The organism is Acidithiobacillus sp. M4-SHS-6 (assembly GCF_047421495.1).
In the GTDB taxonomy this organism is placed as follows: Bacteria; Pseudomonadota; Gammaproteobacteria; order Acidithiobacillales; family Acidithiobacillaceae; genus Acidithiobacillus.
On sequence record NZ_CP175559.1, the window covers coordinates 959,157 to 983,683 of the forward strand.

General features: G+C 63.1%; 20 protein-coding genes. 14 read left to right on the forward strand and 6 right to left on the reverse strand.

Features of this window, described 5'->3' with window-relative positions:
* Window positions 1–33: 33 nt before the first annotated feature.
* From ACJU26_RS04980 to ACJU26_RS04990, 3 genes are read left to right on the forward strand one after another with little or no spacing between them, the layout of a single operon-like run.
* On the forward strand, window positions 34–1,383 hold the full coding sequence (locus ACJU26_RS04980; protein WP_414041422.1) for a TolC family protein: 1,350 nt from the start codon (window positions 34–36) through the stop codon (window positions 1,381–1,383).
* Window positions 1,380–2,417 carry an efflux RND transporter periplasmic adaptor subunit gene (locus ACJU26_RS04985; RefSeq protein ID WP_414041423.1) on the forward strand — a complete coding sequence of 346 codons (1,038 nt, stop codon included), beginning with the start codon at window positions 1,380–1,382 and terminating at the stop codon, window positions 2,415–2,417. The genes ACJU26_RS04980 and ACJU26_RS04985 overlap by 4 nt, the downstream gene beginning before the upstream one ends.
* Window positions 2,417–5,476 (forward strand): efflux RND transporter permease subunit, encoded by a 3,060-nt coding sequence (locus ACJU26_RS04990; RefSeq protein ID WP_414041424.1) that lies wholly within the window; start codon window positions 2,417–2,419, stop codon window positions 5,474–5,476. The genes ACJU26_RS04985 and ACJU26_RS04990 overlap by 1 nt, the downstream gene beginning before the upstream one ends.
* 111 nt (window positions 5,477–5,587) lie before the next feature.
* On the opposite strand, the gene ACJU26_RS04995 is transcribed toward ACJU26_RS04990, so the two are convergent.
* Window positions 5,588–5,935, reverse strand: coding sequence for a hypothetical protein (locus ACJU26_RS04995; protein ID WP_414041425.1), 348 nt, complete (start codon window positions 5,933–5,935; stop codon window positions 5,588–5,590).
* Between the two features lie 65 nt (window positions 5,936–6,000).
* Between ACJU26_RS04995 and ACJU26_RS05000 the strand changes: the two genes are divergently transcribed.
* The 8 genes from ACJU26_RS05000 to ACJU26_RS05035 all read left to right on the forward strand — a co-directional run bounded on the left by ACJU26_RS05000 (window position 6,001) and on the right by ACJU26_RS05035 (window position 15,179).
* A complete protein-coding gene (locus tag ACJU26_RS05000) occupies window positions 6,001–6,741 on the forward strand; it encodes an MBL fold metallo-hydrolase (protein ID WP_414041426.1) in 741 nt (246 codons plus the stop codon).
* On the forward strand, window positions 6,738–7,094 hold the full coding sequence (locus ACJU26_RS05005; RefSeq protein WP_414040749.1) for an ArsR/SmtB family transcription factor: 357 nt from the start codon (window positions 6,738–6,740) through the stop codon (window positions 7,092–7,094). Before ACJU26_RS05000 ends, ACJU26_RS05005 begins: the two co-directional genes overlap by 4 nt.
* On the forward strand, window positions 7,091–8,350 hold the full coding sequence (locus ACJU26_RS05010; RefSeq protein WP_414040750.1) for an MFS transporter: 1,260 nt from the start codon (window positions 7,091–7,093) through the stop codon (window positions 8,348–8,350). Before ACJU26_RS05005 ends, ACJU26_RS05010 begins: the two co-directional genes overlap by 4 nt.
* Window positions 8,351–8,365: 15 nt before the next feature.
* Window positions 8,366–8,704, forward strand: a complete 339-nt coding sequence (locus tag ACJU26_RS05015; RefSeq protein ID WP_414041427.1) for a DsrE family protein — start codon at window positions 8,366–8,368, stop codon at window positions 8,702–8,704.
* Between the two features lie 183 nt (window positions 8,705–8,887).
* Complete coding sequence (gene ligA / locus ACJU26_RS05020) at window positions 8,888–10,912, forward strand: NAD-dependent DNA ligase LigA (RefSeq protein ID WP_414041428.1); 2,025 nt, start codon at window positions 8,888–8,890, stop codon at window positions 10,910–10,912.
* A 319-nt stretch (window positions 10,913–11,231) separates the two neighbouring features.
* Window positions 11,232–11,354 (forward strand): hypothetical protein, encoded by a 123-nt coding sequence (locus ACJU26_RS05025; RefSeq protein WP_414041429.1) that lies wholly within the window; start codon window positions 11,232–11,234, stop codon window positions 11,352–11,354.
* 67 nt (window positions 11,355–11,421) lie between these two features.
* Window positions 11,422–13,632, forward strand: coding sequence for a penicillin acylase family protein (locus ACJU26_RS05030; protein ID WP_414041430.1), 2,211 nt, complete (start codon window positions 11,422–11,424; stop codon window positions 13,630–13,632).
* Window positions 13,629–15,179 (forward strand): GH3 auxin-responsive promoter family protein, encoded by a 1,551-nt coding sequence (locus ACJU26_RS05035; protein WP_414041431.1) that lies wholly within the window; start codon window positions 13,629–13,631, stop codon window positions 15,177–15,179. Before ACJU26_RS05030 ends, ACJU26_RS05035 begins: the two co-directional genes overlap by 4 nt.
* A 2-nt stretch (window positions 15,180–15,181) precedes the next feature.
* On the opposite strand, the gene ACJU26_RS05040 is transcribed toward ACJU26_RS05035, so the two are convergent.
* The 4 genes from ACJU26_RS05040 to ACJU26_RS05055 are packed head-to-tail and all read right to left on the reverse strand — an operon-like array spanning window position 15,182 to window position 19,448.
* On the reverse strand, window positions 15,182–16,114 hold the full coding sequence (locus tag ACJU26_RS05040; RefSeq protein ID WP_414041432.1) for an efflux RND transporter periplasmic adaptor subunit: 933 nt from the start codon (window positions 16,112–16,114) through the stop codon (window positions 15,182–15,184).
* Window positions 16,104–16,796, reverse strand: coding sequence for an ABC transporter ATP-binding protein (locus ACJU26_RS05045; RefSeq protein ID WP_414041433.1), 693 nt, complete (start codon window positions 16,794–16,796; stop codon window positions 16,104–16,106). Before ACJU26_RS05045 ends, ACJU26_RS05040 begins: the two co-directional genes overlap by 11 nt.
* Before the next feature lies 1 nt (window position 16,797).
* The gene (locus tag ACJU26_RS05050) at window positions 16,798–17,934 is read right to left on the reverse strand and encodes an ABC transporter permease (protein WP_414041434.1); all 1,137 of its coding nucleotides are present in this window, start codon (window positions 17,932–17,934) and stop codon (window positions 16,798–16,800) included.
* On the reverse strand, window positions 17,931–19,448 hold the full coding sequence (locus ACJU26_RS05055) for an efflux transporter outer membrane subunit (RefSeq protein WP_414041435.1): 1,518 nt from the start codon (window positions 19,446–19,448) through the stop codon (window positions 17,931–17,933). The genes ACJU26_RS05050 and ACJU26_RS05055 overlap by 4 nt, the downstream gene beginning before the upstream one ends.
* A gap of 240 nt (window positions 19,449–19,688) precedes the next feature.
* Here ACJU26_RS05055 and ACJU26_RS05060 point away from each other — a divergent pair, with 240 nt between their 5' ends.
* Genes ACJU26_RS05060 through ACJU26_RS05070 form a run of 3 tightly spaced genes read left to right on the forward strand, consistent with a single transcriptional unit; the run spans window position 19,689 to window position 23,615 of the window.
* On the forward strand, window positions 19,689–20,222 hold the full coding sequence (locus ACJU26_RS05060) for a (2Fe-2S)-binding protein (RefSeq protein ID WP_414041436.1): 534 nt from the start codon (window positions 19,689–19,691) through the stop codon (window positions 20,220–20,222).
* On the forward strand, window positions 20,215–22,563 hold the full coding sequence (locus ACJU26_RS05065; RefSeq protein WP_414041437.1) for a xanthine dehydrogenase family protein molybdopterin-binding subunit: 2,349 nt from the start codon (window positions 20,215–20,217) through the stop codon (window positions 22,561–22,563). Before ACJU26_RS05060 ends, ACJU26_RS05065 begins: the two co-directional genes overlap by 8 nt.
* The gene (locus tag ACJU26_RS05070; protein ID WP_414041931.1) at window positions 22,563–23,615 is read left to right on the forward strand and encodes an FAD binding domain-containing protein; all 1,053 of its coding nucleotides are present in this window, start codon (window positions 22,563–22,565) and stop codon (window positions 23,613–23,615) included. The genes ACJU26_RS05065 and ACJU26_RS05070 overlap by 1 nt, the downstream gene beginning before the upstream one ends.
* Here ACJU26_RS05070 and ACJU26_RS05075 read toward each other — a convergent pair.
* Window positions 23,591–24,190, reverse strand: coding sequence for a nucleotidyltransferase family protein (locus ACJU26_RS05075; RefSeq protein WP_414041438.1), 600 nt, complete (start codon window positions 24,188–24,190; stop codon window positions 23,591–23,593). The genes ACJU26_RS05070 and ACJU26_RS05075 overlap by 25 nt on opposite strands.
* Between the last annotated feature and the right edge of the window lie 337 nt (window positions 24,191–24,527).

The following is a 24,527-nucleotide window of genomic DNA, read 5'->3' on the forward strand; positions in this document are numbered from 1 at the left end:
GAGTCTCGCCTAAACCATGGGAGTGTCAGGTTCATGAGGTTCCGATGTTGGCCGGTCATCTTGGGCAGTTTTCTGTTGCTGCTGGCCGGTTGTGCCCATTATCGGCCCGCCCCCTTGTCTGATCGTCTGGCCTCTGCGCAGGAAGTACATCGGGAAATGGCGGCGGCTTTGGCGCGGCTACATCCCCATGTGCAGCCAGTGAATCTGCAGGGGCCATTTTCCGGTAGGACCCTTGGGGTAATGACGGTGCTGCTCAATCCACAGTTGCGGGCCATGCGCGCCCAGCTCGGGGTTGCCCAGGCCCAGGTATTTGCGGCGGGGTTGCTGCCCGATCCCCAGTTGTCCCTCAGTGCGGATTTCCCCAGTAATGTGGGGGCCGGATATTACCAGGCCTACAGCATGGGGCTGAGCTGGAGCCTCGCCAGCCTGTTCACCCGTTCCGCCAATCTGGATATTGCCCGTGCCCAACAAAAATCCGTGCACTATCAGGTGGCCTGGCAGGAGTGGATGCAAGCGGGCAATACGCGCGTGCTCGCCCGCCAACTCTATTATCTGCAGGAACAGGAAGCCGTCGCGGCGGCAGCGGCGAAAACGGCCGGGAAATGGTATCAGATTTCCGCCGAAAACCTGCGCCTGGGTGACAGCACCATCAGCACCAGCACCTTGCGACAAATCGCCTGGCTGGATAGTCAGGATCGGGCCCTGGCTTTGCGTCGCCAGGTGACGGCGACCCGGCAGAAGCTCGATGCATCCATCGGCCTACCGCCGGGCATGGTGATTCAGGTTCGGCCTCCGCGACTCTGGACCCAATGTCCCGATGCGGCAAGCTTGCTGGCCCTGGCGGAGCGCCATCGACTCGATCTGGTGGCGCTACGGGCCGGATATCAGGCCCAGGAGGCCAGGGTGCGGCGGGCCATTCTCGGCCAATATCCCGGCTTCACCATCGGTTTCGGCAAGGCCGCCGATACCTCCAATGTGCAGACTTACAGCCCCAGTCTGAGCCTGGATATTCCCCTCTGGAATCGCAATCGCGGTGCCATTGCGCAAGCCGAGGCGACCCGCACCCAGCTGCGGGAAGCCTACAGCGCCCGACTCTTTCAAACCCGCGCCGATATTTTTCGACTGGTGCAGGATCTCCACCGCTTGTCGCAAGAAATCCAACCCCTGCAGCAACAAGTGCCGAAACTGGAGCAGGCCGAAAGCCGCCTGCGCAGGGCGGCCAGCGAACATGATGTGACCCTGCTGGATTATGAAACCGTGCGCAGTCAGTCCCTGGCCAAGCGCTTGCAGTTGCAGGCTTTGCAGGAATCCCTTGCCACCCGGCAGGCGGCCCTGGAACTGGCCGTCGGTTTACCGGTTGCAGATTGGGAGAAGCAGAAATGAATAAAAGATTTCCAGTCTGGAAGATACTGATATGGGGGTGTTTTCTGTATGGGCTGCTCGGGGGAGCCGCCGTAGCCGAGGTTTCCGCCTTGGTGAAAACCACTCCGGTACGGATGATGTCCATGGCCGATCACTTGCGGGTCTACGGTACGGTGGAGTTTGCGCCCGAAGATGGCAGAACCATCGTGCTCCCCGCCGAAACCCTGGTCAGTCAGGTGCTGGTGGCTGCGGGGCAGCGGGTCAGGCAAGGGCAACCCCTGCTGCAGGTGCAGCCATCGGTCAGCGATCAACTGCAACGGAAACAGGCGGAAATCGCGCTGAAATTCGCCCTGGCCGACCAGCAACGGGTGGCCAGCCTGCGGCAGCGGCAACTGGCGACCAATAGCCAGCTGCAAAGCGCCGATCAATCCCTGGCCCAGGCCCGCGCGGTACTGCAGGACATCCTGCTGCGTCTGCGGCCATTGCAAAAAGGCCAGGTGATTTCCCCCATCAACGGGGTGGTAACGATTGTCCATGTCCATCAAGGTGACCTGATCGCCGCCGGGCAGCCTTTGCTCAGTCTGAGCACGGGAAGCGCCCTGCGCGTCTTGTTGGGTGTGGAGCCGGATGATTTGGCGCGCATACAGGCGGGCGATTCGGTGCTGCTGCGCCCGGTATATGGGGGGACCGAGGTCCAGGGGAAAATCACCCAGATTTACAGCCAGATCGACCCGCAAACGCGCCTGGCACAAGTAGTGGTGCCCTTGCCCGCCCGGCCGGATTTGCTGCCGGGAGCCATGCTCCGGGCGGAGATCATCCTGCATCGCCAAGAGGTCCTGGCCGTCCCCGATTCGGCAGTCCTGCAGCAGGACGGTAAGTCTTACTGTTTTGTGGACGTGGGCGGCAAGGCCCAAAAACGCTGGGTGAAAACGGGTTGGCAGCAGGGTGGCTGGATCGCGGTCACAAAGGGATTGCAGCCCGGGGATGTGGTGGTGAGTCTCGGCAATTACGAGCTGAAACCCGGCATGGCCCTGCGGATGGCAGGGCAGTCCTGATGGGTGCCTGGCTCTTACAACATCGTCGCTCCCTGCTGGTTTTGCTCTTCGTGCTGGTGGTGGCGGGACTCCTGTCCGCCACGAAAATGCCGGTGGCGCTCTTCCCCAACGTGGTTTTCCCGCGCATCGTCGTGTCTGCGGATTCCGGCAATATGCCCATTCCCCAAACGGAAATTGCGGTGACCCGACCCTTGGAGCAAGCCTTGCGGGCAGTCCCCGGCGTGCAGCGCATTCGGTCGACCACGGCGCGCGGGGCCACGGAGGTTTCGGTACAGTTCGCCTGGGGCAGCAACATGACGGAAGCCCTCTTGCAGGCGGAGTCCGCCGTCAACAAGGTCTTGCCCGCCCTGCCACCCGGCACCCGTTTTACGGCCCGCAGGATGGACCCGACGGTATTTCCAGTGCTGGGGCTGTCCCTGACTTCGGATCGCCTGGATGCGGTCGCCCTGCGCCGCTATGCCGAATATGACCTGCGCCCCCTGTTGCTGGCCATTCATGGGGTGGCGCAGGTGGACGTGCAGGGCGGGGCGCGCGAGGAATATCAGGTGGTCGTGGACCCCATGCGTCTGCAGAGTTATGGCTTGACCCTTGCCGCCGTGGAAAAGGCGTTGAGTAACGGGAACATCATTACTGCCGTGGGGCGTTTACAGCGCCATTATCGTCTGTATCAGATTCTGAGCGAAAGTCCGCTGAAAAATGTCCAGGACATCCGTCACATCGTCCTCAAGACGGGCACCGCCGGGGTCGTGGACCTGGCCGACGTGGCCCATATCCGGGTGGGAACCGCACCCCAGTGGACCACGGTGACAGCCAACGGCAAAAACGCCGTGCTGGTGAACATCAAGCAGCAGATAGGGGCCAATACGGTGGCCATCGATCACGCCATCCGCGCCTTGTTGCGCCAGGATGCCAGCCGTATTCCGCCTGGGGTCAAACTGAGCGTCTGGTATGATCAGAGCCAGTTGATTACGGCGGCAGCTTCCAGCGTGCGCGATGCGATTTTCATCGGTGCCGCCCTGGCGGCGGTGGTGCTCCTGGTATTTTTGCGCAATCTGCGACTGACCTTCATCGTCGCGCTGGTCTTGCCCAGCGTGCTTCTGGCCAGTGTCCTGGTGCTCTATGTGCTGCATCAGAGCTTCAATATCATGACCCTGGGCGGCATGGCGGCGGCGGTGGGCCTGGTGGTGGATGATGCCGTGGTGATGCTCGAACACATCATGCGTCGTCTCACCCAAAAGCCCGATGAGGGTGAGTCGGATGAGGGTGAGCCGAGCGTGATTCTGCACTCCGCCCTGGAAATGAGTAAACCCCTGGCAGGGTCATCGGCGGCCACCATCATCATTTTTCTGCCTCTGGCGTTTTTGTCGGGTGTGACCGGCGCCTTTTTCCAGGCCTTGGCCATTTCCATTGCCGCAGCGCTCCTGGTTTCTTTTCTGGTGGCCTATCTGGCCGTCCCCCTGCTGGCCGATCTGTTCCTGCGTCCACAGGACGCCGAGAAGGCCGAACATGAGGGGCGTTTCCTATCCTGGTTCAGTCGTTGGTATGGAAATCACCTGGATAAGCTCCTGCAACATCCCTGGTTTTTATTGGGGATCGTGCTGGGCTTTCTGTTTGTGGGCGGCTGGTCCTATACCCAGGTGGGGAGTGGCTTCATGCCGGCCATGGATGAGGGCGGTTTCGTGCTGGATTACACCGCTGCCCCCGGTACCTCCCTGGCGGAAACCGATCGCTTGCTGGACCAGGTACAGCAGATTCTGGCGAAGAATCGGGATGTGGCCAGCTATTCGCGGCGCACTGGCCTCCAGTTGGGCGGTGGCATCACCGAGGCCAATACCGGGGATTTTTTCATCCGTCTCAAGACTCAGCGACAGCAATCCATCTGGCAGGTGATGCAGACCGTTCGTCAGCAGATCCATGACCAGGTTCCGGGGCTGCGAGTGGAAACGGGACAGCTCATGGAAGATCTCATCGGTGATTTGACGGCGGTGCCCCAACCCATCGAAGTCAAGATCTTTGGCGCCAACGATCGGACCCTGCAAAAGCTGGCCCGCCAGGTGGCCGCACAAATCGGCCAGGTCCCGGGGGTGGTGGAGGTCTTTGATGGCATCACCATTGCCGGAGATGCGGTGGACATCCATGTGGACCCGGTAAAAGCGGCCCTCGCGGGAATGACCCCCGCAGAGGTGACCCGCCAGTTGCAAACCTTGATGGCGGGGCGAGTGGTCAGCCGGATCCCCCAAGGTCAGGAAATGATCGGGGTGCGGGTTCGCGCTCCGCGCGCTCAATGGGATGCCATCCGGCGCCTGCGGCAACTCCCCATCATTGCGCCCGATGGGCATTATCTGGCCCTGGGGCAGGTGGCGGAAATCCGCCGACAATCCGGCCAGGCCGAACTCCATTCGGAAAATCTCAAGCCCATGGTCGCGGTGACGGCCCGGATCGAGGGTCGGGCCATGAGCACGGTCATGGGTGAGGTCAAGGGGCGGCTGGCCCATCTGCGGCTACCCCAGGGCGTCTACCTGCAGTATGGCGGACTGTACCGCGAACAACAACGATCCATGCGCGAACTGGCGCTGGTACTCCTGGCGGCCATTCTGTTGGTGACGGTGTTGCTCCTCTTTCTCTACGAGCGATTTACGGTGGTGCTGAGCATTCTGGCGACGTCTCTCCTGGCCCTGGGAAGTGTTTTTGTCGGCCTGTGGCTGACGGGCACGGAGCGCAACATCACGGCAATGATCGGCATGACCATGATCGTCGGTATCGTGACGGAAACGGCGATCTTCTTTTTCGCGGAAGCCCGCTCGGCCGAGCCCCATGAGTTGGTGCGGGCGGGGAGGGTGCGGCTGCGGCCGGTGCTCATGACCGCCATCATCGCCATCCTGGCCCTCTTGCCATTGGCTTTGGGTTTGGGGGCCGGGGCGCAGATGCAGGCACCCTTGGCCATCGCCATCATTTCCGGATTGCTGGCGGAAATTCCCCTGGTCCTGCTGGTGATGCCGGCGCTCTATGCCTGGCTGGATCGGCGGCTGCAAAAGAGGTCGGTGCGTGCGCCGCACTGATCCGTAATATTCCCAGGTTATCGTTTGCGGAGGGAGCAGGTTCTGATCCCCAGAAGGGTACAGGCGGGACACCATCTCCCTCTTCCAGATGCAGCCAGATACCCCAGGCCATCAGTGTCGCCGCAACCAGTAGCAGGGGCGTGACGGGGGCACCAAGAATGACGCTGAGCATCGCGCCCAAAAAGGACGCGCTGGAAAAATAGGCCCCGGTGCGGGCGCTGCCCAGATAGCGCAACCCGAGTACAAACAGGGCCAGACTGACCCCGTAGGCAAAAAACCCAGAATCATGGCGGCCATGGCATCCGGCAGGAGCGGGAACGCGCTGCCCAGCCAGTGCGCGAGGAGCAGGTTGACACTGCCGGCGACCCAGCCTTTGTTCGCCGCAATCCAGCTGCTATCGGTCAGGGAGACTTTCCGGGTCAGGTTGTTGTCGGTCTGATAGCAATTTTGGATTGACAAGGGAGGCAGGCTGACTAAACTTATAGTTGCATAATTCATTAACTTATGAATACGAGGTGACCCCCATGTTTTTCAAGCAACGGAGCAGTGCCGACGGGACCTTGTCCTATTTTTATGGTTGTGGTGGGAAGGGTTTGGCGGTGGCGGTGGATGTGGTCGCCGGTGACGAGGCATGGTTTATGGAAGAGGCGCAAAAGGCTGCCGTGAAGATCAGCTTCGTGATCGACACCCACATCCATGCCGACCATTTGTCTGGCGGTCGGAAACTGGCGGAACGGACCGGTGCCCTCTACTGCATGCACGAGAGCGATACCGACAAGGTGCATTTCCCCATCCGCGGCTTGCGGGACGGCGAGGTATTGGAAACGGGCAATGTCATCACCAAGGTCCTGCATACCCCCGGCCACACCCCCGATAGTATCTGCCTGTTGGTCAGCGACCTGCGGCGCAGTAGCGACCCCTGGTTCGTGCTGACCGGCGACACGCTCTTCGTCAGCGGTGTCGGCCGGCCCGATTTAGGGGGGACAGCGGAGGAAATGGCGGGCCGGATCTTCGACAGCATCCATGCCAAGCTGCTCACCTTGCCCGACGATCTGGAGATCTTCCCCGGCCATGGGGCGGGCAGTGTCTGCGGTGCGGGGCTGTCGGGCAAACCCTCCTCCACCATTGGCTTCGAGAAGCGCTGGGACCCCTATCTGTCCATGACCGACCGGGACGCCTTCATCCGCGAACTCACGGCCAATATCCCTGAGCGGCCCGCCGAGATGGACCGTATCGTGGCGGCCAATCTGGGCGCGGCAGCATGAGCGCGGATACGGTACGCTTCGCCCTGTTTGCCGAGGTTTTCGCCGCCCTGGCCCATCCCAAGCGCCTGGAGATCATCCATTATCTGGGAGAAGGGCAACATACGGCCGGGGAATTGACCGAGCTGACCGGTTTGTCCAAGGCCAATGTCTCTCAGCATTTGAGCATTCTGAAGGCACGCGGCCTGGTGCACTGCGACAAGTGTGGCACCTTCTGTCATTACCGCCTCACCAGCCCCGAAGTACTGCAGACCTGTGAAATCGTGCGACACCTGATCCTCGAACAAATGGATCTGACGGTTGCCAGTCGGCAAAAGCTGGCCGCAGTGGTTCCTTTGCGCAAGGAATCGTCATGACTTCCGCCACGGCACCCGCTGCGCGCTATCAACGGGGCATTGCCCGGAATCGCGGTCAGTTTCTGCTGCAAACCGCGCAGGTTTTGTTTGTCGGTCTGGTGCTCGGCATGGAACGCACGGTGCTCCCCAGTCTGGCCCACGATTTCGGGGTACGCAAGGGCGAATTCCTGTTTCTCGCCAGCTTCGTGATTTCCTTCGGCCTGGTCAAGGGTGCCCTCAATCTGGTGGCCGGTACCCTCTCCGATGACATGGGCCGCAAGCAGGTACTGTTGCTGGGCTGGGTGGCTGGCATCCCTATCCCCCTGCTGATCTTTTTTTCGCCCAACTGGTGGTGGATCATCGCCGCCAACGTCTTTCTCGGCATCAATCAGGCCTTCACCTGGACCATGACGGTAACCAGCCAGATCGATCTGGCGGGCAGCCGCCAACGCGGCCTTGCCGTAGGCATCAATGAAGCCGCCGGTTATGTGGGCATGGGTTTGGCCGGTCTGGCCACGGGCTATCTGGCGGTTGCCTATGGCCCGCGCTGGGCCTTGCTGGGTTTTGGTCTGACGGTGATCGCCCTGGCCCTGTTCCTGTGCTTGCGGGTGCAGGATACCATCGCCTGGGTACGGGCCGAGCATGACGCCCACCCTGGTACAGCCCCAGCTACCAAGGTTCCCTGGTGGCGCAGCTTCATCGCCGTCTCCTTCCAAAACCCACGCTATCGCGCCCTTTGTCAGGCCGGGGTTGCCAACAAGGTGGCGGACACCCTGGTCTGGGTACTGTTTCCGCTCTACTTTCTGCAGCATGCCTTGGGAGTGGTGGCCATCGGCTGGATTACCGGAACCTACGGGGCTGTCTGGGGACTTTCGCAGCTCTGGACGGGGCATCTGGCGGATCGCATTGGGCGCAAGCTCCCCATTGTCTGCGGCTTTTTTCTGCTCTCGGCAGGATTGGTGATGACGGCACTGGTGCAGGGCTTTGGAGGGTGGCTTATCGCTGCGCTCATCATGGGCCTGGGCATGGCATTGCTCTATCCCAATCTGGTGACGGCCATGTCCGATACCGCTCCGCCCCTGGAGCGCGGCCGCATTCTCGGGGTCTACCGCTACTGGCGGGATACCGGATATGCCATCGGTGGGCTCTTGCTGGGACTGGTCGCCCAGTGGAGTGACGAGATCCTCCCGGCCATCTGGGTGACGGCCGGCATTGTCGCCTTGTCGGGTTTATGGATTGCCTTCGCGGTCCAGGAAACCCATCCCAGAAAGGTCTGAACAGGAGTCTTTACCATGGTCAAAGCATTAATCATCCTGCATTCCGGCCCCGATGAGGAAAACCCGCGCGCCGATACGGCTGTTCGTCTCGCCGGTGCCATGTTGGCCGATGACAAAGACGTTCACTTGTTTCTTGCGGGCCAGGGCGTACTGCTCCTGAAGAATATGGATCAGGTTTCTGACCGTGCGCGTCATCTGTTGGCAGAATTGTTGGAATTGGGCCTGACTGTCGAGTGTTGCGGCAGCTCTTTAAAGGCGCAGGGCATAGATACCTTACCAGCCGGGGTCAGCAGCAGTTCCATGAAGGCGTTGTCGGCCTGGATCAGCAGCGCGGATGAGGTCGTCTGCTTTTGACCGTATTAAGCGTATCTGCCAAAGAGTAAAGGAATGTTTCAGGGCTGGCCATTGTCCAGCGGGCTACGGAGGCTCTGGGCGGTCGCTCCGATACCGAAATCGTCATCGGCGTCGGCCTTTGCGTTCATCTTGTTTTTTCACCACACTTCCCAGGGAAATATCCGGAGAAAAAGGCAGACAGGCATGAATGAAACATCCATCCAGACACAGATCCAGGATTTGCGGCAACGCATCGAGGACGCCAACCAGCGCTATTATGTCCTCGACGCACCCACCATCTCCGATGCCGAATACGATCGGCTCCTGCGGGAGTTGCAAGCCCTCGAGGCGGCCCATCCGGAATTGGTCACGCCCGACTCGCCCACCCAGCGCGTCGGCGCACCGCCCCTGGCCGTCTTTGCCAGCGTCCTCCATGGCATCCCCATGACTTCCCTTGACAACGTCTTTGATTTCCAGGGCCTGGCCGACTGGGACCGCCGGGTACGCGAAAGCCTGGATCTGGAGCTGGTGGAATACAGTGCCGAGCCCAAATTCGACGGCTTGTCCGTGAACATCCGCTATGAGCTGGGCCGCCTGGTTCAGGCCGGCACCCGCGGCGACGGCTACACCGGTGAAGACGTTACCCTCAATGTGCGCACCATCCGCAATGTCCCTCTCCGCCTCCAGGGCAGCGGCTGGCCGGAATTGCTGGAGATCCGTGGTGAGGTGGTCATCCCCATCGGCGCCTTTGAGCGCCTCAATGCTGAACGTCTCCAGCAGGGCGAGACGCCTTTCGCCAACCCTCGCAACGCCGCCGCAGGCAGCCTGCGCCAACTCGATTCCCAGATCACCGCCAGCCGCCCCCTGGCCTTTTTCCCCTGGGGCTGGGGAGAATGCACCTGGATTCCGGGAGAAACCCATATCGCCGTCATGGAACACCTTCGCTCCTGGGGTTTTCAAGTGACGGATTACTTGAAAAAAGTTCATGGAATCATTGAATGCCAAGGATATTTTGAAAGTATTCAGAAACAGCGTGAAGCCATGCCCTTCGAGATCGACGGCGTCGTTTTCAAGGCCAACCGCCTCGCCGAGCGGGAACCCCTCGGCTTCACCGCCCGCGCACCCCGTTGGGCCATCGCCTACAAGTTTCCGGCCCACGAAGAAAGCACCGTTGTCGAAGCCATCCTGCCTTCCGTGGGGCGCACCGGCGTCATCACCCCCGTGGCCGTCCTGCGCCCGGTGCAGGTGGGGGGGGTGACCGTTTCCCGGGCCAGTCTGCACAACCAGGACGAAGTGGAACGCAAGGATATCCGGGTGGGAGATACCGTCATTGTGCGCCGCGCCGGCGATGTCATTCCCGAAGTGGTGGCCGTCATCCCGGAGAAGCGCCCGAGCGGCGCGCAGCCCTGGCAGATGCCCAAACGCTGTCCCATCTGCGGCTCCGAAGTCCTGCGCCTGCCCAACGAAGCCGCCCATCGCTGCATGGGGGGCCTCTATTGTCCCGCCCAGCGCATGGGTGCCATCCTCCATTTCGCCTCGCGGCGGGCCATGGACATTCGCGGCATCGGGGAAAAGCTGGCGCAGCAATTGGTGGACAGCGGTCTGGTGAAAACCGTCGCCGATCTCTATGGGCTTGACAGCGCCGCTCTTGCCCAACTCGAACGGATGGGTGCCAAATCCGCCGAAAACCTCCTGCAGGAAGTGCAGCAATCCCGCAACACCACCCTGCCACGATTCCTGTACGCCCTTGGCATCCGCCAGGTAGGAGAGGCCACCGCCAAGGCCCTGGCCGAATTCTTCGGCGATCTCGGTCCTCTCCTCCGGGCAACGGAAGAGACCCTCCAGGAGGTCCCCGACGTGGGGCCGGTGGTGGCCGAATCCATCGTGCATTTTTTCGCCCAAAGCCATAATCGGGAGGTGATGGATGCCCTGCTCAGGGCCGGCATTCACTGGCCGCCCATCCCCCGGGCCCAGGAAAGGGAAATGCTGCCCCTGAAGGGCGAGACCTATGTGCTGACAGGCACCCTTGCCAGCATGACCCGCGAGGAGGCCAAGGCGGCCATCGAAGCTCTCGGCGGCAAGGTCAGCGGCAGCGTTTCCGCCAAGACCAGCTTCGTGGTGGTGGGACGGGACCCCGGCAGCAAAGCGGAAAAGGCCCAGGCATTGGCGATTCCGTTTCTGGACGAGACCGCTTTTTTGCAACGGTTAGGGCGGCAGAGGGGGCGGTAAGCGGATGTCCTCCCCGCATTCCCGCAGTGCTGATGATGGCATTGGCATTCGTTGCAGGTGCAGCAATTTGACCAAAGAGGGAAAAGGTCCAGGTCATCGGGCTGAAGAGATCGACCAGCACCATCACCCGGATGTCCTTCACCGTCTGCGACCATCAAATTACCCTATAATGAAAATCGCTTGGCGAGTGCGGAATATTCTTCGTGTCCGGCGCTGCAAAATATCGTCCATCCCCCCTAGGTCCAGATCGTGGAGATGTTGCCGTGTCGTGCAGCGCGTCTTGCCTACCCTTTCTGGACTTTCGGCAGAAGGAACGACAATGGTGAAGGATGTGAGCAACGATTTTTTTCAGTGCATGACCGTGTTGTCACCCGAGAAAACGGGTATGGATCGGGTCGGCAAAAAATTGACGGTAACCAGCAATGCTGCTTTCCCCCGCTGACATGCTCGATCGCGGCGCCGGACGGGATCGAAACGGCACCCGCAGTCCCGTAGCCCTCCTTCTGCGGATGACGAGTCATCTACCAGGGTTTACCGCCCTCTTTCCGCCGCCGGCATCCCTGGAGACACGGCTGGCGGTCTTTCCCCGCCAGGGCCTGCCCTGCGAAGCCCCGGTGCGGATCCGCTGGAATCCGTACCAGGTGCCCTATATCCAGGCCCGGAGCGACCACGATCTGGCCTTGGTGCTGGGTCTTGTCCACGCCCACCTGCGCGAGGGCCAACTCGCCTTGCTCAAGCACGCCGCCCTGGGGCGCTTGGCGGAGATCTTCGGCCCGCCGGCGACGAGGATCGACGAACTGCTGCGGATCCTCGATTTCGGCCGTGCGGTGGATGCGATCATGGAACGGATGCCGGCGGATACCCATGCCTGGCTCGACGCCTTCGTCGCGGGACTGAACCATTACCAGGAAAAGGCCGGGCCTCCTCCACCGGAGTTCGCCCTGTTGGGGCTGCGGCGTGAACCCTGGACGGTGGCGGATGTGCTCACCATCAGCCGCCTCATGGGGGCCGATGTGAATTGGCTCGTCTATTTCAGCCTCCTGCGCGAGGAGGGACGGCCGGACTGGCCGCGGACCTGGGCGCGGGCACGGGAGGCGGGCGCGGATTCCGCGACCAGTTTTCGCGCCTCGGAGGAGGAACGCGTCCTAACCAGCCTTTTCTCGGGCCTTGGCCGTTCCGGGAGCAATTGTGTGGTCTTGTCTCCGGAGAAAAGCACCAGCGGCGGAGCAGTCATCGCCAGCGACCCGCACCTGGGGGTTTCCCTCCCCAACGCCTGGCTTTTGCTGGGCGCGCAATCCCCTTCCTATCACGTGGTGGGGCTCATGCCCGCCGGGGTTCCGGTCTTCGCCCTGGGACGCAACCCCTTGATCGCCTGGGGCGGAACCAACCTGCGCGCCCTGGCGAGCGACCTCTTCGACGTCGGCGGGATCGACCGCGCCGACATCCGCAGCGAACCCTTCCTCATCCGCCGCCGTTTTTCCTTTCCCGCCCGCCGCAGCCGCCGTTACACCCCCTTCGGACCCATCCTCAGCGATGCCCGCCTGTTGCCCCGGAACGGGAAGGAACTGGCCCTCTCCTGGGTGGGGCACCGGCCCAGCGACGAGATCACCGCCCTTTTGGCGGCGGCCCGCGCCCGCCATTGCGGAGAGTTTCGCGCGAGTTTCGCCGATTTCGGCGTGCCGGGGCAAAATCTGCTCTGCGCCGATGGCGAGGGCAACATCCTCCAGATGCTCGCTTCGGCCATTCCGGCGCGGGGGGAGACGAGCTATCCCGATCTGCTGCGCGACCCCGCGGACCCGCACACCCACTGGACGGGGGTCATCCACACGCCCCAACTCCCCTATGCCCTCAACCCCAGGGAGGGCTACCTGGCCTCGGCCAACAATCAACCCGTGGAAAGCGATATCCTGATCGGGCTGTTTTTCACCGACAGCGACCGAATCAACCGATTGAAAGAAATCCTCGCCGGACAGGAGAAGTTCTCCCGGCAGGACTTGGCACGGCTGCAGATGGACACCCGCTCCCCCGCGGCCCGGCGTCTGGCAGGGGAGCTCGCCCGCCTCATCCGGGAAGCGGGGCATACGGAACGGATCGCCACGCGCCTCAATACCTGGGACGGTGACTACCGGCCGGATTCCGCCGCCGCGGCCACCTTCGAGATCCTGCTGTACTACCTCGTCCCCGCCCTCTACACCGACGGGCGGCGGCAGGCGAGCGCCCTGCTCGGTCAGTGGGGTTTCCTCACGAAATACCTGATCCCTGACCTGGAGGCGTTGCCGCCCGCGCGGCGGGCAAGGCTTCTCCGTCAGGTGCTGCGTAAAACGGCGAAACGGGCGCGGCGTTATGCGGTCTGGGGTGATATGCACCGCCTGGCTGCCGCCCATTGGCTGGGAAAACTTCCTGTCCTGGGCAAGGCCTTCCGGGTCGCCCGATTCCCCGTGGGCGGTTCCCGGGAAACCCCCATGAAAACCGCTCATGGCCTGGTTGCCTCCCCCCACGATGCCGTTTACGGCTCCCAGGCACGGCACATTTCGGACCTGTCCGACCCCGACGAAAATTACTTTGTCCTTTTCGGAGGCCAGGACGGCTGGCTCGGCAGCGCCAATTTCGCGGATCAGATCGATCTTTGGCGCCAGGGAACGTATATTCGCATGCCCCTCCGTGCGGAAAGCATCGCGGCGGAGTTCCCCCTGAGCATGGATCTGGAGCCTGCCCCATGAGACCCGTGAATGGAACGCCCCTCTTCCGCCTCTACGCGGAAAGGCGCCGGCGTCACCTGGAACGGCTCGATCCGGCCGCCGCGCAAGCACGGGAGCTCCGGCGCCTCATCGCCCGGGCACGACTGACCCGTTTCGGCCGCGATCACCACTTTGAAAAAATCGACCATGTCAGCGACTATCAAAGGCGCGTGCCCCTGCGCCGCTATGAGGATTTCCTGGCGGAGTACTGGCGTCCATCCTTTCCGCTGCTGACGGATGTCACCTGGCCGGGTCGCATCCCTTTTTTCGCCCTCAGTTCGGGAACGGCGACGGGGGCGACCAAGACCATCCCCGTCAGCCGGGCGATGCTGCGCGCCAACCGCCGCGCCGCCCTGGATGTTCTCGTCTGGCATCTGGCCAACCGCCCCCACGGGCAGCCCCTGGCGGGCAAGACCCTCCTCCTGGGCGGCAGCACCGCCCTCACCCGTCTGGCGAATGGCGTCCATGGCGGCGACCTGAGCGGCATAGCGGCCAAGACCATCCCCTTTTGGGCCAGGCCCTATACCCTGCCGGGAACCCGACTCGCCCTCCTCGCCGATTGGGATGAAAAGCTCGAACGCGTCGCGGAAACCGCCATCCACGAGCCCATCCGGGTGCTGAGCGGCACGCCCAGTTGGCTCCTTCTGCTCTTCGAGCGTGTATCGGCCCTGCGCGGGAGCAAGGGGCCGGCCTTCCCCGAGCTGGAACTGCTCATTCACGGCGGGGTCGCCTTCGCCCCCTACGCGGATCGTTTCGCGGATTATCTCCGCGCCACGGACGCCGCGACGCGGGAGGTCTATGCGGCCAGCGAAGGATTCATCGCCGTCGCTGACCGCGGTCCTGGGGAAGGTTTGCGGCTGCTGCCCGACAACGGGATATTCTTCGAATTCGTTCCCGTAGAGGAGCTGAACGCGCCGCGCCCCAGCCGTCATTGGCTCGGCAATCTCGAAACCGGGATCCCTTATGCCATCGTCCTGAGCAGCAATGCCGGGCTATGGTCCGACGTGATCGGCGACACGGTGCGCTTCGTCGATCGCCACCCGCCCCGTCTCCTGGTCACCGGGCGCCTCTCCTACATGATGTCCGCCTTTGGCGAGCATCTCAGCGGGGAGGAGATCGAGCAGGCGGTCCTGGAAGCGGCGCGGGACCTGGGAATGCAGGTCACCGATTTCAGCATGGGGGCGGAATTTCCCCCCGGCTCGGGCGCCAAGGGCCGCCATACCTACATCATCGAATGCGGCAGGCCGCCTCCGGCGCCGGAGGCCCGGCAAGCCTTGGTCGGGCGCTTTTCGGCCCATATCGACCAAGCCCTCAAGGAACGGAATGCCGACTACCGGGAGCATCGGCACAACGACGTGCAACTGGATGCCCCGCGGGTCATCCTCGTCGACCCTGGAACCTTTGCGAACTGGCTGCGCGCCCGCGGCAGACTGGGCGGTCAGAACAAGGTGCCGCGGGTGATCAATGACCCGGCGCTCTTTGCCGACTTGAAATGCCAGGTGTCGGCAGCGCCGGGGGATCGCGGTTAGGACTATGGCTTCTTTCCTATATATACATCCACCAGTTGGCCGGGAAAGAGCTTCATGTGCTCCGGGAGCTTGAACTGGAAGATGATCGGCAGCACCCGTACGTCCACCTTTTCCGTCCGCTGGTTCGACAGTTCGATCTTGGGTGTCACGTAGGGCTGGATGCGGACGAACTGCAAGGGCACGCTGACGTTGCTGAGGCCGCGGATGAACATTTTCGCGGTAATGTCTGCGGGAGGGGGGAGCCTGGGAATCAGTATCTCATCCAGATAGGCGCGGACCTGCAGATAGTCGCTCTTCCTGCCCATCACCACCACCGGGTCCATCCCTTGGCTATAGGTGCCGTAGACGCCTTGCGGAGAGGCATAAGCGCCCACCGCCGCGCCGACACGCAGCACGGTGCCTGCAACGGGCGCACGCACTTGGTAAAGCGCGAGCTGGGTTTGGTCGGTAGAAAGGGCACGGACGGCCACCTGGAGATTTTCCTGTGCCACCCGCACGTTGTCCCGCGCATTGACCAGGGCCAACCGGCTCACGGCGCGGGGATCGATGGCCGCCTCCTTTTCGAGGATGTCCCGCTGGTTGCTGTTATAGGCCAGGTTGGCCCGTGCCGCTTCGATCTTGGCCCGGGCCTCGGCGACGACCTGTTTCTGCACCGAGTCATCCACGGTGAGGAGGGGGGCCCCTTTCGCCACGGCTTGCCCGTCCCGCACGAAGATGCGGGTGACCGTGCCGGACACCTGGGGGTAGATGTTGATGTTTTCGCCATTGCTCACATCACTCTCGATGATGCCATTGGCATAGATGCCGTTGACATAGGGATTGTAGTTGGTGGCTATGGGGGGCAGGGGTGGCGTTTGTCGGCTGTATAGATAAGCACTGACCAGGCCGATGAGGATGCCGATGGTGGCCAGCCCGAATAGTATCTTATTTCTCATGGTCCGCTCCTGCTTCAGGGACGATCCGGCCATCTTCCATGTGGATGATCCGCGTCGCGTACTCGTAAATCCTGCTGTCGTGGGTGACGATGATGATCGCCCGCCGCTCGTTCAAGATATGTTCCTTGACGAAGGCGACGATTTTCCTGCCGGTTTCCCCATCCAGGGAGGCGGTGGGCTCGTCGAAAATCAGCAGGTCCGGCTGGGCAACGATGGCGCGGGCGATGGCGATCCGTTGTTGCTCGCCCCCGCTCAGCTTATTGGGAGGCAGGCTTTCTTTTTCCGCCAGACCGACGATCTGCAGTGTCTTGCGCGCCTCCGCCAGGCTTTTCTCCCAGGGCTCACGCCGGAGAATCAGCGGAATGGCCACGTTTTCCACGGTGCTCAGTCGGGGAAAGAGATGGTAGTCCTGAAAAACGAAACCGATGGTCTGCAGACGGAAGCCGGCCAGTGCGTCACTGCCCAGTTTCCAGATGTCCGTGTCCTTCACGATCACGTCGCCCTCATCGGGACGCAAGATACCGGAGATGATGCTCAACAGCGTGGTCTTGCCGGAGCCGGAGGGGCCGACGATATAGAGCATCTCGCCGAAATCCACCGCGAAGCTGACCTCCCGCAGCGCGTAGGTCCGGTTCGGCGCTTCGCCAAAGGATTGGGTGATATCCCGCGCGGTCAGGATCATCCTAACCCCGGAAGACGTCAAAGGGGTCGATGCGGATGACCTTGCGAATGCCGATATAGCTCGAAAAGGCGGAAATGATCAGGACCATGATGAGGGCCAGGAACAGATTTTCATAGGTCACCATGGCGGCGTAGTTGGGGATCTCCAGTTTGCCGATGGCAATCATGATGGAAGACAGGAGCACGCCAAAGCCGAAACCCAGAAAACCCACGACCAGCGACTGAAAGACGATCATCTGGATCAGTTCGCCGCTTTTCGCGCCGATGGCCTTGAGCGCGCCGAAGTGCTCCAGATTGTCCAGGACGAACATGTAAAAGGTCTCTCCGGCGATGGACAGGCCGACGAGAAAACTGATCAGGGTCATGATCAGGATGCTGGTACCCATGCCGGTCTGGAATTCATAGAAGCGGTCGGTGCGGGTGATGAATTGCCCATCGGTCAAGGCCAGGTAACCCAGTTGCTTGACCTGCTGTTCGATGGCGGCGATATCCTGGGTGCTTTTCGGCTGCACCAGGATATAGGAGATCAAGTACCGGGTAGGGGGCAGATCCTGGGTGGCGCGGCTGTAGGTGGTATAGAGGGTCGGCAAACCGAACAGGCCCGATAGTGAGGTATGGGCCAAAGCCACGACCACCGCGCGGTGATCATTGATCTCAAAGCTGGTGCCGATCTTTGGACTATCCAGCTTGGCATAGTTGGCATCCTTGACCAGGATGAAGGCATTATTCTTGTAAATATCCAGAATATTGCCGGAAATGATCGTCGGCCGGCCGAACAGGCTGGCGTCGTCCAGGCCGATGATGGTGGCGGATTGATAGGTGCCGTTATCGAGCTTGACGAGGCCCGCCCCCACATAAAAGGGCACCGCAAACTTCACGCCGGGGATGCTGCGCACCGCATCGAGCACGTAGTTGGGCATGGGGATACTGTTTTGCGGAGTTTGGACGGCGGGGTCCATGACCCACATCCTGGCGCCGACATTCACGATGTTGGCCGCGGATTGATAGAGAACCCCGGAAAACATGGAGGTCATCTGCATCATCAGAAAGACGGAGAAGGTGATGCCGATGACCAGGGTGGCGAATTTGCCCTTGTCATTGAGCAGCAGTTTCAGGGCGATGCGGAGCAGGCCGTTCATGGCTGTTGGCCTTTTGCCTGATTATCCCGTTGAGTCGCCGTGCTTTTCCCCCAATCATCGCCGCCCAGGGCCACGAAGAGGGCGGTGGTGTCCTGGTATCGCTGCGCTTCGGCGCGAAGCAGGGCGATGCGAGCGTTCTGATAGGTGACTTCGGCATTGAGCAGGAAAAGGTAGTCGGTGGAGCCGGAACGGTAGCCGGCTTCGGCAAGGGTCATTGCCTGCCGGGCCGTTTGCAGGGAACGGGATTGGGTGCGGACGCTGGCCCCATCGTGTTCGAGGGCGCGCAGGGCGTCGGCCACTTGCCCGAAGGCACCGAGGACGGTGGACCGGTAGCCGGCAAAGGTGGCGTCGTAGGCGGCATAGGCGGCCCGCTCCTGGGCGCGCAGTTTGCCGCCCTCGAAAAGGGGCTGGGCCAAGGCTCCGGCAACGCCCCAGACGCTGCTCAAGGGGTTGAAGAAGAGGTCCGGCGTGAGACTGCTGGCGCCGAAGGAAGCGGAGAGGGTCACGATGGGAAAGAACTGCGCCTTGGCCACCCCGATTTGGGCGAGGGCGTAGCGCATCTGCTGCTCGGCGGCCTGGATATCCGGGCGCTGTTCCACCAGGGTCGAAGGCAAGGCGACGGGAATTTCCCGAGGGAGGGTGATCTCTTCCAGGGTGAAAGGCTTTTCCTGCCACTGGCTGGGGAATACTCCCGCCAGGATGGCCAACTGATGCCGGTATAGCGCCAGTTGCTGCTGCAGCGGCGGGAGCGTGGATTCACTGGCAAGCAACTGGCTTTGCTGGGTCAGGACGTTGAGATAGGGTACGCCGCCGCCCCGATATTGGGCTTCGGTCAGATGGAGCAGCGCCCGTTCCCGGGCGATGATGGTCTCGGTGGCGACGATCTGGGCCTGGGTGGAGGCCTGCCCGATGGCCGTGTTGACCACGTTGCCGGCGAGGGTGAGGCGCGCCGCCGCCAGTTCATAGCGCTGATAGGCCATTTGGGCTTCGCTGCCCCGATAGATGAGGCGATTGACGCCGAAGATGTCGGGATAATAGCTCACCCCTACGCTGCCGGTGAACAGGGAATAGGTGAAGCCGGAAAATTTGCCGCCGAAGTTCGCTCCCGAGCTTTTTTGCCGCGATGCCCCCAGATTGCCGGTGACCTGCGGATAGAAAATGCTTGCATTGACCGCCATGTCGGCCTGGGCCTGGCGAAGCTGGGCCTGGGCCGCGGCGATGGTGGGGCTGTTGCGTAGCGCCCGTACCACCAGCGCGTCCAGGCGCGGGGAATGGAAGGAGGTCCACCAGTCGGCGTCGAGGTTCTGACCATAGGTGAATTTTTGCATGGTAGCGCCACCGTGCGGCGATCCGACCGTTTTTTGCGGGGGCGGTCCAGCCGTGTAGCCGGCGGGTACCCTGGGCAGATGCAAGGGAGGCTCGAAGCTGCACGCGGAGAGACCTGCGCCTGCGGCCAACGCGACGACGATGGATAACGCCTTGCTAAACGCTCGCTTGGCAATGGCTTCACCCATATTTCTCCAGCCTCCGCCTGATTCCAGGCAATTCTCAAACCTGCCGGTCTGTCAGGCGGAGATTGCAATCCTTAAATTATAGGAATGGGCCGGAAGATGCGCAAGATTCATCGGTGCGATCACCACCCTGCTTCAAGCGAGGGACCGGGATTTGAAGACCCCACCTGGGGCGTCTACACTGAAAGCATCGTCGCTACCCATTCCGGGAGCGCCATCATTCCCAAAAGGAGAACCGACCGGATGGAAGATCCGCAGGAGCATGAACCATCGACCGCCGCTTCCGTCCTGGGTCCCGGTGCCGTGCCCATTGTCCTGTGGGTCAATGGCGAAGCCCATCCCTTGCTGGTCGAGCCGCGCACCACCCTCGCCGAGGCCCTGCGCGGGCCCTTGGGCCTGACGGGCACCAAGATCGCCTGTGATCAGGGGGCCTGCTCGGCCTGCAGCGTCTGGCTCGACGGCCTCGTGGTCGCCTCCTGCAGCATCCTCGCCATCGAGGTGGGGGAACGGCGGATCACCACCATCGAAGGGTTGGCCGCAGGCGGGCGCCTGCATCCCGTCCAGGAGGCCTTCATCGCCCATGACGCCGTGCAGTGCGGCTTTTGCACCCCCGGCATGGTGATGAGTTGCGCCGCCCTGCTGGCAGAAAACCCCCACCCAGGCGAAGCGGAGATCCGGACCGCCATCAGCGGGCATCTCTGCCGCTGCGGAACCTATCCCCATGTGATCCAGGCCATGCTGGCCCTGGCCGATAGGGAGGAGATTGAGCATGGATGAAGAATTTCCGCGGCGTCGGGAGAAATTCCCCTTCGGCCTCGCCCATCTGGGGCTGGATGAGGTGGAACGGGAGGTCCCCGCCGACGAGCCGCCGCCCTTGGCGCCCAATGCCGCGCTGACCCGGATCGGCAAGGATATCCGCCGTTGGGATGCCGGGGCCAAGGTCACCGGAGCCGCCCGTTACACGGTGGACGTGCGGCTGCCGGGGATGCTCCATGCCGCGGTGTTGCGCTCGCCCTTCCCCCATGCCCGCATCCGCTCCCTGGATCTCGCCCCCGCCGCCTCCGCCCCCGGGGTACATGCGGTCCTGACCGTAGTGGAGTCCCCGGCCGATGGCGCCCCCCTGGTGCTGCGCTATGTCGGCCAACCCGTCGCGGCCCTGGCGGCGGACACGCCGGCCCTGGCGGCGGCGGCGCTGCGCCTGATCCAGGTGGAATACGAGCCCTTGCCCTTCGTCGTGGACCTCGATGGGGCCAGACGGGCGGATGCGCCCATCGTCTACCCGGATTCGGAGTGGCAAAACAGCCCATCGGCCGGCCTGCCCGCTGCAGCCGGTGATCTCCCCGTCAGCGGCAATATCCGGGGACCCGAGAGCAAGGGCAGCCGCGGCGACATCGATGCCGGCTTCGCCGCCGCCGAGATCGTGGTGGAGGGAAGCTATGATACCCAGGTCCAGACCCATTGCTGCCTCGAACCCCATGCCATCGTCGCGGCCTGGCACGAGGACGGCCTCGAGGTCTGGATGTCCACCCAATTCACCGCCGGCGTGCGCGCCCAGTTGGCCCGCCATTTCCAATTACCCCTGTCCCGCGTCCGCGTCCGGGCCGAGGCCGTCGGCGGCGGTTTCGGTTCCAAGTCCCAGATCGGCATCTACGGGCGCACGGCGGTAGCCCTGTCCCGCCTAGCCCAGGCACCGGTACGCCTGGTCCATCGCCGCGACGAGGAACAGATGGACAGCGGCAACCGCCCCTCCAGTGAGCAGCACCTGCGTATCGGTGCCCGCCGCGATGGCACCCTGACGGCGATTTCCCTGCATTCCTACGGCAGCGCCGGGATCGCCTTCGGCGCCGGGGTCGGCAACATGGCCACCGGGCTGTACCGTTGTCCCCACGTGGAATCCTTGCAATACGACGTCTTTACCCATGCCGGTCCCGCTTGCCCCATGCGCGGTCCCGGCAACACCCAGGGTGCCTTCGCCCTGGAACAGGGCATCGATGAACTGGCAGAAAGGCTGGCCATGGACCCCCTGGCGCTGCGCGACGTCATCGACCCCAGCCTCGTTCGCCGGGAGGAGCGCCACATCGGCGCCGAAAGAATCGGCTGGACGCGGCGCCAGCCGCCGGGGGCGGATCAGGGGCCGGTCAAACGCGGTATGGGCGTGGCCCAATCCCTCTGGGCCGCCAATGTCCAGATCAATGCCGCCTGCGAGCTGCGCCTGTGGCGGGACGGCCGGGTCGAGCTGCTTTCCAGCGTGCAGGACATCGGCACCGGGGTCGGTACGGTCCTGGCCCAGGTGGTGGCCGAGGAACTGGGTCTGCGGCCGGAAGAAATCCAGGTGCGTATCGGGGACACGGAATTTCCCTCGGGACCCCCTTCCTATGGCAGCCGTACCACCGCCTCCATCACGCCCCCGGCCCGCACCGCGGCCTGGCGGATCAAGGAGGCCCTTTTCCGCTCCGTCGCCGCGACCTGGCAAGTGGATCCGCAACGATTGACCGTGCAGGACGGCTGGATCCATTTGCGCGATGCGCCGCAGCAGCGCATTTCCTGGCAGGAGGCGGCCGCCGCCCTGCGGACCGACCGCATCAGCGCCTTTGCCGGGCGCAGCGATGATTATGCCGGTTTCCGCAGCCGCGCCGGCGATGCGGCCATGGCGCTGAACGACCTGGGTGGAGTTCAGTTCGCCGAAGTGGCCGTCGATACGGAGACGGGCGTCATCCGGGTGGAACGGGTAGTGGCTGTTCAGGACTGCGGCCGCCCCATCAACCCCTTGCAGATTGAAAGCCAGGTGCAGGGAGGCGTGCTCATGGGCATCTCTTATGCGCTGCTGGAGGAACGGATCCTGGATATCCACACCGGCTGGATGCTCGATCCCAATCTGGTGGATTACAAATTGGCGGGCGCGTGGGACACCCCGCCCATCGAGGTGATCCTGCTGGAAAATTACCAGGGCTTCAGCGCCACCGATGCCTACGGCATTGCCGAACCGGCCAACATTGCCACCGCCGCCGCCATCGCCAACGCCGTCTACAACGCCATCGGCGTGCGCCTGCGCTCCTTGCCCATGACGCCCGCCAAGGTACTCCATGCCCTCGGTGCCGTAAGCGGAGGGTCGCGCTGATGGAAGCCTTCCAGTGGCAGCCGGCCCCGTCGCCGGCGGCAGCCGCGGCCCTCGTCAACCAGACCACGGCCGAGGCGATGCTTACGCTGCAGGATACGCCGAGCGCGCAACAGGCCGTCCTGGTGAAAGCCGGCGGGGTGGACCTGCTGGACCTCATGAAGGAGGGCCTGGTCAATCCCCGGCGCCTGGTGGACATCAGCCGCTTGGCGGAACTGCAGGGCATCGCCCGGGAGGGTGACGGCAGCCTGCGCATCGGGGCGCTGACCACCCTGGCCCAGATCGCCGCCCACCCCGGTCTCCGCCAGAGCCATGCCGCGTTGGCACAAGCGGCCGCCATGGCGGCCAGCCCGCAAATCCGCAACCGTGCCACCCTGGGCGGGAACCTGCTGCAACGGCCGCGCTGCTGGTACCTGCGCTCCGCCGCCCATCACTGTCTGCGCAAGGGGGGCGGACATTGCTTCGCCTTTGCGGGCGATAATCGCTACCACGCCGTTTTTGCCAATCACGGCTGCGCCATCGTCCATCCCTCCACTCCGGCCACCGCGCTCCTGGCCTTGCAGGGGCGGGTGGAGCTGCTCCACCCGCAAGGCCGGCGGCGGCAGGTTCCGCTGGAGGATTTTTTCGTTTTGCCCGAAGCGGATATGCACCGGGAAAACATTCTTGCGGCCGGCGAGATCCTGACGGCGGTGCGGCTGCCGCCCCAGAGCCCAGCCAGTCGCTCCGTTTATTTCCAGGTTGCCGAACGGGAAGCCTTCGATTGGCCCCTTGCGGCCGTGGCGGTGGTCCTGGACCTCGACGCGGCCGGCCTTTGCCGACAGGCGAGCATCGTGCTCGGCGCCGCGGCACCGGCTCCCTGGCGGGCGCGCCAGGCGGAAGCCCTGCTGACGGGGGCGACCGTCAACGAGGAAACGGCGATGGCGGCGGGAGAGGCGGCGCTGGCCGGGGCGGCACCCTTGGCGCAGAACGCCTACAAACTACCCATGCTCGCCACATTGCTGCGCCGCGCCGTGCTGGCTGCCGCTGCGCCTCAGCCCCGGCCGCAAGGTTCGTAGCAGGCGAGGTCCGCCGGCGTATCGATATCCCGATGGACGCCGGGGTCCGAGCACGGGTACAGGCGCAGCTCATCGAGGTGCCGCGCCACGATGTCCCGGGCGCCGGCGTCTCCCTCCAGCTTGCCGAGGGCGCTCCCCAAGGACCGGGAAAAACCGACGGGATGCCCCTGCCGGCCCGCGTAGAGGGGGGCGGCCACGAGCGCGCCGTCCCGCAGCAACTCCGCCACCCCGTGGATGGTGCCCTTCTGAATGAAGGGCATATCCGCCAGGGCGATGATCCAGGCGTCCGCCTCGGCGCTCGCCCGCACCCCGCAGGCAATGCTGCGTCCCATGCCCTGCGCCGATTCCGGACAGGGCAGGACGGGGACGTCATGGTCCGCGAAGAGGCGGGCCAAAGCCTCGTCCTCGGGACGGATCACCGCAATCATCCAGTCCACACCGCCCATCAGAGCACGGGCGGAGGCGAGGGCCATGGGCGTCCCATCGGCAAGGGGGTGGAGCAGTTTCGCGGCGCCGAAGCGGCGGCTGGCGCCCGCCGCCAGGAGAACCCCGGCGATCACGCCCCGGCCAGACATGCGCCCGCGCCTGGATCCAACACAACCTTTCTCCCGATCCTGCGTCATCATGTTTTCATGATACCAAAAAGGGAGAAGCCGCATGGAAACCCCACGGTAAATTTGTTCTCAATCGCCCCCTGGCGATGCGAGTGCTGGGTTTTTCGTCATGCGCAGGTAATGGAGAGATTTTGTCGACGCCATGGGATGCATCCTACGGGAAATCTGGACCTGCGTTCAGCATCGGTGGTTACGGTTCAGTTCGAAAAGGTGTTCTTGGGTAGGACTGATTGCCCTTGATATCTGACCCTTGCGGTGTAGCCTGGTGATGACTATGCTGCTTTTTTCCGATGAGAAA

Bases quoted from the DNA above. Each gene is read 5' to 3' on its own strand.
- ACJU26_RS04980 (WP_414041422.1), top strand. From the start codon at position 34: ATGAGGTTCCGATGTTGGCCGGTCATCTTGGGCAGTTTTCTGTTGCTG.
- ACJU26_RS04985 (WP_414041423.1), top strand. From the start codon at position 1,380: ATGAATAAAAGATTTCCAGTCTGGAAGATACTGATATGGGGGTGTTTT.
- ACJU26_RS04990 (WP_414041424.1), top strand. From the start codon at position 2,417: ATGGGTGCCTGGCTCTTACAACATCGTCGCTCCCTGCTGGTTTTGCTC.
- ACJU26_RS05000 (WP_414041426.1), top strand. From the start codon at position 6,001: ATGTTTTTCAAGCAACGGAGCAGTGCCGACGGGACCTTGTCCTATTTT.
- ACJU26_RS05005 (WP_414040749.1), top strand. From the start codon at position 6,738: ATGAGCGCGGATACGGTACGCTTCGCCCTGTTTGCCGAGGTTTTCGCC.
- ACJU26_RS05010 (WP_414040750.1), top strand. From the start codon at position 7,091: ATGACTTCCGCCACGGCACCCGCTGCGCGCTATCAACGGGGCATTGCC.
- ACJU26_RS05015 (WP_414041427.1), top strand. From the start codon at position 8,366: ATGGTCAAAGCATTAATCATCCTGCATTCCGGCCCCGATGAGGAAAAC.
- ligA (WP_414041428.1), top strand. From the start codon at position 8,888: ATGAATGAAACATCCATCCAGACACAGATCCAGGATTTGCGGCAACGC.
- ACJU26_RS05025 (WP_414041429.1), top strand. From the start codon at position 11,232: ATGGTGAAGGATGTGAGCAACGATTTTTTTCAGTGCATGACCGTGTTG.
- ACJU26_RS05030 (WP_414041430.1), top strand. From the start codon at position 11,422: ATGACGAGTCATCTACCAGGGTTTACCGCCCTCTTTCCGCCGCCGGCA.
- ACJU26_RS05035 (WP_414041431.1), top strand. From the start codon at position 13,629: ATGAGACCCGTGAATGGAACGCCCCTCTTCCGCCTCTACGCGGAAAGG.
- ACJU26_RS05040 (WP_414041432.1), bottom strand. From the start codon at position 16,114: ATGAGAAATAAGATACTATTCGGGCTGGCCACCATCGGCATCCTCATC.
- ACJU26_RS05045 (WP_414041433.1), bottom strand. From the start codon at position 16,796: ATGATCCTGACCGCGCGGGATATCACCCAATCCTTTGGCGAAGCGCCG.
- ACJU26_RS05050 (WP_414041434.1), bottom strand. From the start codon at position 17,934: ATGAACGGCCTGCTCCGCATCGCCCTGAAACTGCTGCTCAATGACAAG.
- ACJU26_RS05055 (WP_414041435.1), bottom strand. From the start codon at position 19,448: ATGGGTGAAGCCATTGCCAAGCGAGCGTTTAGCAAGGCGTTATCCATC.
- ACJU26_RS05060 (WP_414041436.1), top strand. From the start codon at position 19,689: ATGGAAGATCCGCAGGAGCATGAACCATCGACCGCCGCTTCCGTCCTG.
- ACJU26_RS05065 (WP_414041437.1), top strand. From the start codon at position 20,215: ATGGATGAAGAATTTCCGCGGCGTCGGGAGAAATTCCCCTTCGGCCTC.
- ACJU26_RS05070 (WP_414041931.1), top strand. From the start codon at position 22,563: ATGGAAGCCTTCCAGTGGCAGCCGGCCCCGTCGCCGGCGGCAGCCGCG.
- ACJU26_RS05075 (WP_414041438.1), bottom strand. From the start codon at position 24,190: ATGTCTGGCCGGGGCGTGATCGCCGGGGTTCTCCTGGCGGCGGGCGCC.